The 6,964-nt window shown below is 77.9% G+C and carries 9 protein-coding genes; 7 read left to right on the top strand and 2 right to left on the bottom strand.

Going from position 1 to position 6,964, the window contains the following annotated elements:
- The 6 genes from ABEB16_RS06310 to ABEB16_RS06285 form a co-directional block, all read left to right on the top strand.
- Positions 1-1,355, top strand: a 1,355-nt coding sequence (locus ABEB16_RS06310; RefSeq protein ID WP_345711409.1) for an ATP-binding SpoIIE family protein phosphatase, incomplete at its 5' end; no start/stop codon positions are given.
- Positions 1,352-1,777, top strand: coding sequence for a DUF3151 domain-containing protein (locus ABEB16_RS06305; protein WP_345711408.1), 426 nt, complete (start codon positions 1,352-1,354; stop codon positions 1,775-1,777). The genes ABEB16_RS06310 and ABEB16_RS06305, both read left to right, overlap by 4 nt.
- Positions 1,777-2,790, top strand: coding sequence for an NAD(P)/FAD-dependent oxidoreductase (locus ABEB16_RS06300; RefSeq protein WP_345711407.1), 1,014 nt, complete (start codon positions 1,777-1,779; stop codon positions 2,788-2,790). The genes ABEB16_RS06305 and ABEB16_RS06300 overlap by 1 nt, the downstream gene beginning before the upstream one ends.
- Before the next feature lie 172 nt (positions 2,791-2,962).
- On the top strand, positions 2,963-4,252 hold the full coding sequence (locus ABEB16_RS06295; RefSeq protein WP_345711406.1) for an adenylosuccinate synthase: 1,290 nt from the start codon (positions 2,963-2,965) through the stop codon (positions 4,250-4,252).
- Complete coding sequence (locus ABEB16_RS06290) at positions 4,249-4,686, top strand: GNAT family N-acetyltransferase (protein WP_345711405.1); 438 nt, start codon at positions 4,249-4,251, stop codon at positions 4,684-4,686. The genes ABEB16_RS06295 and ABEB16_RS06290 overlap by 4 nt, the downstream gene beginning before the upstream one ends.
- Before the next feature lie 65 nt (positions 4,687-4,751).
- Positions 4,752-5,381, top strand: a complete 630-nt coding sequence (locus tag ABEB16_RS06285) for a hypothetical protein (protein ID WP_345711404.1) — start codon at positions 4,752-4,754, stop codon at positions 5,379-5,381.
- Between the two features lie 28 nt (positions 5,382-5,409).
- Here ABEB16_RS06285 and ABEB16_RS06280 read toward each other — a convergent pair whose 3' ends face one another.
- Positions 5,410-6,045 carry a transcriptional regulator gene (locus ABEB16_RS06280; protein ID WP_345711403.1) on the bottom strand — a complete coding sequence of 212 codons (636 nt, stop codon included), beginning with the start codon at positions 6,043-6,045 and terminating at the stop codon, positions 5,410-5,412.
- The gene (locus ABEB16_RS06275; RefSeq protein ID WP_345711402.1) at positions 6,042-6,497 is read right to left on the bottom strand and encodes a hypothetical protein; all 456 of its coding nucleotides are present in this window, start codon (positions 6,495-6,497) and stop codon (positions 6,042-6,044) included. The genes ABEB16_RS06280 and ABEB16_RS06275 overlap by 4 nt, the downstream gene beginning before the upstream one ends.
- Positions 6,498-6,555: 58 nt before the next feature.
- Here ABEB16_RS06275 and ABEB16_RS06270 point away from each other — a divergent pair.
- The coding region (locus ABEB16_RS06270; RefSeq protein WP_345711401.1) for a PEP/pyruvate-binding domain-containing protein at positions 6,556-6,964 on the top strand (409 nt) is incomplete at its 3' end.

Raw genomic sequence — 6,964 nt, 5'->3', positions numbered from 1 at the left:
CCGCGCCCTCCGGCGCGGGCGCCCCGCCCACCGGTGCCCCGGTGCAAAGGGGCGGGCGGGGCGCAGCCGTGCCGCCCCCGCTGGGGGCCGACGACGCCGCGCTCGTCGCCGAGGCCGTCCGCCGCACCGGCCTGGCGCTGGACAGCGCCCGCCTCTACGCCCGCGAGCACGCCCTCGCCGAGACCCTGCAGCTCAGCATGCTCCCCGAGCCCGCCGAGGTCCCCGGCCTCGACGTGTGGACGCACTACCGCTCCGGCAGCGGGCACGCCCAGCTCGGCGGCGACTGGTACGACGTCCTGCAGCCCGCCGAGGACGTCGTCGGGGTCGTCATCGGCGACGTCGTCGGACACGACGTGGAGGCCACCGCCGCCATGGGCCAGGTGCGCTCGGCGGTGCGCTCGTGCGCCGTCGAGCTCGACGACCCCGGCAGCGTGCTGCGGCGCGTGGACGAGGTCGCCTCGGGGCTGGCCGTCACGCGGATGGCGAGCCTGGTGTACGCCACGATGCGCCGCCTCGACGACGGGGAGTGGGAGCTCGCCTGGTCCAGCGCCGGGCACCTGCCGCCGCTGCTGCGCTCGCGCGCCGCCGAGGGCGGGCGCCCGCGGGTGGAGGTGCTCTCGGAGGCCACCGGCACCCTGCTGGGGCTGGGCGACCGGCCCCGCCCCACGCGGGAGCGCTCGCTGGCCCCCGGCGACGTCCTGGTCTTCTACACCGACGGGCTCATCGAGCGCCGCCAGCGGCCGATGCGCGACGGCCTGGGCGCCCTCGTGGGGGCGCTGGAGGCCGCCACCTCCGCCGACGCCGCGGGGATCGGCGCCGAGCTGCTGCGGGCGCTGGGGGAGGCCACCGACGACGACACCGCCGTCGTCGTCGTGCGGGTCCCCGCGCCCGTCGCCGGGGAGGGCGGCGAGCGCTCCCGCAGCCACCGCCGGCGCCGCTGGCAGCTGCCGTCGGAGCCCTCCTCCATCGGCAAGGCCCGCCACGCCACCCTGCGCGCCTGCGCCGTGTGGCGCCTGGCGTGCGCACCGCAGGCGGAGATCGTCGTCTCCGAGCTCGTCGCCAACGCCGTCCTGCACGGCTGGGGGCAGGTGGCGCTGCGGCTGTCGGAGACCGGCGGCGGCCTGCGCATCGAGGTGGAGGACGAGAACCCCGAGGGCCCGCGCGTCGTGGCGCCGCGCGCCGACGGCGGCGGCGGGCACGGCATGCGCGTCGTGCAGCAGCTGGGGCGGTGGGGCTGGCGGCGGACGCCGCGCGGCAAGCTCGTGTGGGTGGAGCTAGCGTCACCCGCGAAGCCCGACGACCCGCCCGCCCCGCCCCCGGCGGAGCCCGACGACCCGCGAGAGGACCCCCGGTGACCGCGCACACCCACGGCAACCTGCTCCCCGGACCGGCCCCCACCCACCTGCCCGCCGACCCGGCCGTCACCGACGCGGTCGCCGCCGGCACCGACCCCGAGGACCTGGCGGCGGCGCACCCGGCGTCCTCGCTGGCCTGGGCGCTGCTCGCCGAGCGGGCCCTGGCGGAGGAGGAGGCCGTCACCGCCTACGCCTTCGCCCGCACCGGCTACCACCGCGGCCTCGACGCGCTGCGCCGCTCCGGCTGGAAGGGCCACGGCCCCGTGCCGTGGTCGCACGAGCCCAACCGCGGCTTCCTGCGGGCGCTGGCCGCCCTCGGGCACGCCGCGGCCGCGATCCGCGAGGAGGACGAGGCCGAGCGCTGCCGCACCTTCCTCGCCGACTGCGACCCGGAGGCCGCTCGCGTCCTCGGCCTCGCCTGATGGCCGCCACCGGCGTCGTCGTCGTGGGCGCCGGCGTGTCCGGGACGGCCTGCGCCCGCGAGCTGGACGCGGCGGGCGTCCCGGTGCGCCTGCTGGACCGCGGTCGCGCGCCCGGCGGCCGGATGGCCTCCCGGCGGCTGCCGGTGCCCGGCGCCGACGGCGTGCGGCCCGTCGACATCGGCGCGTCGTACTTCACCGCCTCCGGGGAGGAGTTCGGCGCCGTCGTGGCGGGCTGGCGCGCGCGGGGCCTGGCGCGGGAGTGGGCCAGGAGCTTCCACGTCGTCACCGGCACCGCCCGCGCGGGCGCCCGCCTCGGGGGGCCGACGGAGCCCGGGCCGGTGCGCTGGGCGGCGCCGGGCGGGCTGCGCTCCCTCGTGGCGGACCTGCAGGACGGCCTGGACGTGCGGCTGGCCCACGACGTGGAGGCCGTCGACGCCGCCTCCGGCTCCCCGCAGGTGGACGGGGAGCCCGCCGCGGCGGTCGTGCTCGCGATGCCCGACCCGCAGGCGGGGGACCTGCTGCCCGCCGACGTCGCGCAGCGCCTGGACGTCTCCGGCCGCTGGGACTGGCGCCCGTGCATCGCGGTGGCCGCCGGGTGGGCGCAGCGCTGGTGGCCGCCGCTGGACGGGGCGTTCGTCAACGACTCCGACGTGCTGACGTTCCTCGCCGACGACGGCGCCCGCCGCGGGGACGGCGCGCCCGTGCTCGTCGCGCACACCGCCCCGGAGCTGTCGGCGGCCGCCCTGGACGACCCGCCGGCGGTGGTGCCGACCGTGCTGGCCGAGCTGGAGGCGCTGCTGTCGGACGGGCCGGTGGGGGAGCCGGAGTGGGTGCGGGCGCACCGCTGGTCGCTGGCCCAGCCGCTGCGGCAGCACGCCGACTCCCCGTTCGGCTGGGACGAGGCCTCCGGGATCGGGGTCTGCGGCGACGCGTGGGGGCCGGTGTCGCGGGTGGAGGGGGCGTACCTGTCCGGCCGCGCCCTGGGGCGGCACCTGGCGCAGCGCCTGGGCTGACCGGGGTCGTCCCGGGGACGCTCCGCCGGGTGGGCGCCGGCGCAGCGGGTACGCTCTCGCCGGTCCGTCGTGGCGGTCCGCGAGGCCGACGGCGGCCAGCCGCGGGCGCGCGCCGGGCGCGGTGCGCGGAGGCCGCAGCGCCAGCAGCCGGAACAGGAAGCAGGGGATCGAGATGCCCGCGATCGTGCTCGTCGGGGCCCAGTGGGGCGACGAGGGCAAGGGCAAGGCGACCGACGCGCTCGGCGCGCGGGCCGACTACGTCGTGAAGTTCAACGGCGGCAACAACGCCGGGCACACGGTCGTGGTGGGCACCGAGAAGTACGCCCTGCACCTGCTGCCCTCCGGCATCCTCACCGCCGGCGTCACGCCCGTCATCGGCAACGGCGTCGTGGTGGACCTGTCGGTGCTGTTCACCGAGATCGACGGCCTGACCGCCCGGGGGGTGGACTGCTCCAAGCTGCTGGTCTCCGCCAACGCCCACGTCATCGCGCCCTACCACCGCACGATCGACAAGGTCACCGAGCGCTTCCTCGGCAAGCGGCGGATCGGCACCACCGGCCGCGGCATCGGCCCCACCTACGCCGACAAGATCAACCGCGTCGGCATCCGGGTCCAGGACCTCTTCGACGAGAGCATCCTGCGGCAGAAGGTCGAGGGCGCCCTCGACCAGAAGAACCACCTGCTGGTGAAGGTGTACAACCGCCGCGCCATCGGCGTCGACGAGGTCGTCGAGGAGCTGCTGTCCTACGCCGACCGGCTGCGCCCCATGGTCACCGACACCGGCCGCGAGCTCGTCGGGGCGCTGGACCGCGGTGAGATGGTGCTCTTCGAGGCGGGGCAGGCCACCCTGCTGGACATCGACCACGGCACCTACCCGTTCGTGACGTCCTCCAACGCCACCTCCGCCGGCGCCTGCACCGGCAGCGGCGTGCCGCCGAACCGGATCGACCGCATCATCGCCGTCGTCAAGGCGTACACCACGCGCGTGGGCGAGGGCCCCTTCCCCACGGAGCTGCTGGACGCCGACGGGGAGAAGCTGCGCGCCGACGGCGGGGAGTACGGCACGACCACGGGCCGCCCGCGCCGCTGCGGCTGGTACGACGCGCTCATCGCCCGCTACGCCGCGCGCGTCAACGGCGTCACCGACTTCGTCCTCACCAAGCTGGACACCCTCACCGGCTGGGAGCGCATCCCGGTGTGCGTGGCCTACGACGTCGACGGCGTCCGGCACGAGGAGATGCCGATGACGCAGACCGACTTCCACCACGCCAGGCCGGTGTACGAGTTCCTCGACGGCTGGAGCGAGGACATCTCCGCCGCCCGCAGCTGGGAGGACCTGCCCAAGAACGCGCAGCGCTACGTCGAGCGCGTGGAGGAGCTCAGCGGGGCGCGGATCTCCGCGGTCGGCGTCGGCCCCGGCCGCGACCAGACCGTCGTGCGGCACGACCTGCTCGGCGGGTGAGCCCGCAGCTGCGCGCGGCCCCGCTGACCGCGGTCGACCCCGCCGCGCTGTACGCGATCCTGCGGCTGCGGGTGGACGTGTTCGTCGTGGAGCAGGCCTGCGCCTACCCGGAGCTGGACGGGCGCGACCTGGAGCCGGACGCGCTGCAGCTGTGGGCCGAGGAGGACGGCCGGGTCGTCGCCGCGGCGCGGCTGCTGCGCGACCCCGACGGGCGCGCCCGCATCGGCCGGGTCGTCGTGGCACCGCCCGCCCGCGGCTCGGGGCTGGCGGGGCTGCTGCTGCAGCGGGCGCTGGAGCTGGCCGGGGACGTCGACGTGGTGCTCGACGCGCAGAGCCACCTGCAGGCGCTCTACGCCCGGCACGGCTTCGCGGTGGACGGGCCGCCGTTCGTGGAGGACGGGATCGAGCACGTGCCGATGCTGCGCCGCGCCTGAGGCCGGCGCGCCCGCGCGGCGGGGCTGGTCCGGCACGAAGGGCCCGGGCCTGCGACGATCACCGGGTGGGACTGGGTGGCGGGCCGAGCGAGTGGGACGAGTACGAGTGGTTCCGCCTCACCGACCTGCCACCGGCCGGGGAGCGCCGCGGGCGGGCCGCCCCCGAGGAGGAGCCCGCCGAGGACGCGGGGCCGGACCCGGTGGGGGAGGCGCTGCGGGCGCTCGTGCGGGACTACCCGGTGTGGTCCGGGTCGGGGACGACGCGGGTGCTGCTGGTGGACCTGGACAACCTGCGCGCCACCCGCAGCCGGCTGCGGGCCCGGCTCGGGGTGGTGGTGGAGCTGGCCCGGCAGGCCGACCACGTGGCGCTGGCAGGCCAGGCCGGTGCGGTGGCGCGCTCGCGCCCGTGGCTGGCGGAGTTCGCGGATCGGGCGCTGTCCGTCGCCGACGGGGCCGACGTGGCGGACTTCGCGCTGCTGGCCGCCGCGCAGCAGGTCCCCGACCCGGTGGAGGTGCTGGTCGTGAGCAACGACGGGATCTTCGCGGAGCTGGCCGACCGGGGTGAGCTGACGGTGCTCTCGCCGGGCGTCGACGCCCTCAGCGACCGGCTGTACGGGGCGGCGGACCTGCTCGTGGACCTCGCGGCGCTGGAGCGGGAGGCCGCCGCGGTGGTGGCGGCCGGCGCGGCCCGCTGACCGGACCCCGGCGCTCAGGCCCCGGCACTCAGGCCCCGGCGCCGCGGGCCAGGCCGAGGGTGGCGAGCAGGTCCTCGTGCAGCTCGAACCACACGGTGTGGCAGGAGTCGGCGCCGGTCCGGTCCACCCAGGAGACGTCCCCGGCCCGCACCCGCCCCAGCGCTGCGGCGAACCGCGCGTCGTAGCCCCCGAAGCGCGCCAGCAGGGCGCCGAGCCGGGCGGTGAGCCCGGCCAGCTCCGCCCCGAGGTCGGTCAGCTCACCGACGACGCGACCGTCCCACGCCGGGTCGCGGTGGTCGTTGGCGGCGAGCGGGTCGGTCGGGGTGGGCCGCAGCTGCCAGTCGGTGCAGGCCCGCTGCAGCCGCGCGTTGAGCGGCAGGAAGACCCGGTGGACCTCGCGCACCACGCCGGCGCCGGCGCAGGCGTCCAGCTCCGCCGCGAGGCGCCGCTCGCCCTCGGCGCGCCCGGCGTCGGTGAGCGACCAGCCGCCGGTGCCGGCGAACTCGCTGCGGGCGACCCACCCGAACGCCTGCAGGTCCAGCAGCGTCTCGGTGGTGGCGGCCTCGTCCAGCGCGAAGCGGGCGGCGAGGGCGCGGTCGTCGGCGAAGCCCTTGAGCCGGACGGCGTGCAGCACGAGCAGCTCCGGCGGGGAGCCGCGGCTCACGTCGCCACCCCCCCGGTGCGGGTGGTGAGCCGGTCGAAGCGCTGCTGGCAGGCCTGCGCGGAGCCGAGCCCGAGCGCATCGGCCATCCGGGCCCAGGTGAGGCCGCACGCGCGGGCGGTGAACAGCACCGCGGCCTCGACCTGGTCGAGCTCGGCGCGGGCGGCCGGCAGCAGCCGCAGCGCCGCCAGCGCCACCTCGGTGGTCGTCTCGGTGCTCGTCTCGGTGCTCGTCTCGGCGGTCGTCTCGGAGGCGGCCCCGGGGTGGGCGGCCCCGGCGGTCGACCACCACAGCGCGAAGCGGAGCAGGTCGACGTCGGCCGGTGGCGCCGCGCCGGCCTGCCAGGGACGGCGCGGGAGGCCGTCGGCCCCCGCGTCCAGCAGCAGCCGTCTCGCCTCGCGCTCGCGGTGCGCCCGCGCCCGGTCCGCCGCGGCCGTCCCCTCGTTGCCCACCACGTCACGACGGTGCATCATCAACACGTTGTTGTCAACGCTGCGTTGATGAGGTGGGGCGGTGGACGGGGTGGTCCCCCTCGCGGCGGTCCCGGCGCCCGCCGCGGGCGGCAAGGCCGCGGTGCTGGGCGAGCTCGCCCGCGCCGGCTTCCCCGTCCCGGCGGGGTTCGTGGTCCCGCTGGGCACCTACCGCGCCGCGGCCGCCGCGCTGGACCTGCCGGGTCTGCTCGCCGCCCGGGGTCCCGCCGCGGTGGGCGAGCTGCTGCGGACCCGGCCGCTGCCGCCGGTGCTGCTGGCCGGGCTGGCCGCCGCCGAGGAGGTGCGCCGCGACGCGGCGGAGGCGGTGCGGCGGTCGGCGACCGGTGAGGACGGTGCGCTGGCCTCGGCGGCCGGGCAGCACGACACCACCCTGGGCGTGCGCGGCGTCGCGGCCGTCGCCGGCGCGGTGCGCGCGACGTGGGCGTCGCTCT

The sequence above is a fragment of the Kineococcus glutinatus genome (genome assembly GCF_039542765.1).
In the GTDB taxonomy this organism is placed as follows: Bacteria; Actinomycetota; Actinomycetes; order Actinomycetales; family Kineococcaceae; genus Kineococcus_A; species Kineococcus_A glutinatus.
Note: the sequence above shows the minus strand (reverse complement) of the source record. Positions and strands in the feature narration are given on the sequence as shown.

Coding starts and splice junctions, on each gene's coding strand:
- ABEB16_RS06295 (WP_345711406.1), top strand. CDS start 2,963: ATGCCCGCGATCGTGCTCGTCGGGGCCCAGTGGGGCGACGAGGGCAAG.
- ABEB16_RS06300 (WP_345711407.1), top strand. CDS start 1,777: ATGGCCGCCACCGGCGTCGTCGTCGTGGGCGCCGGCGTGTCCGGGACG.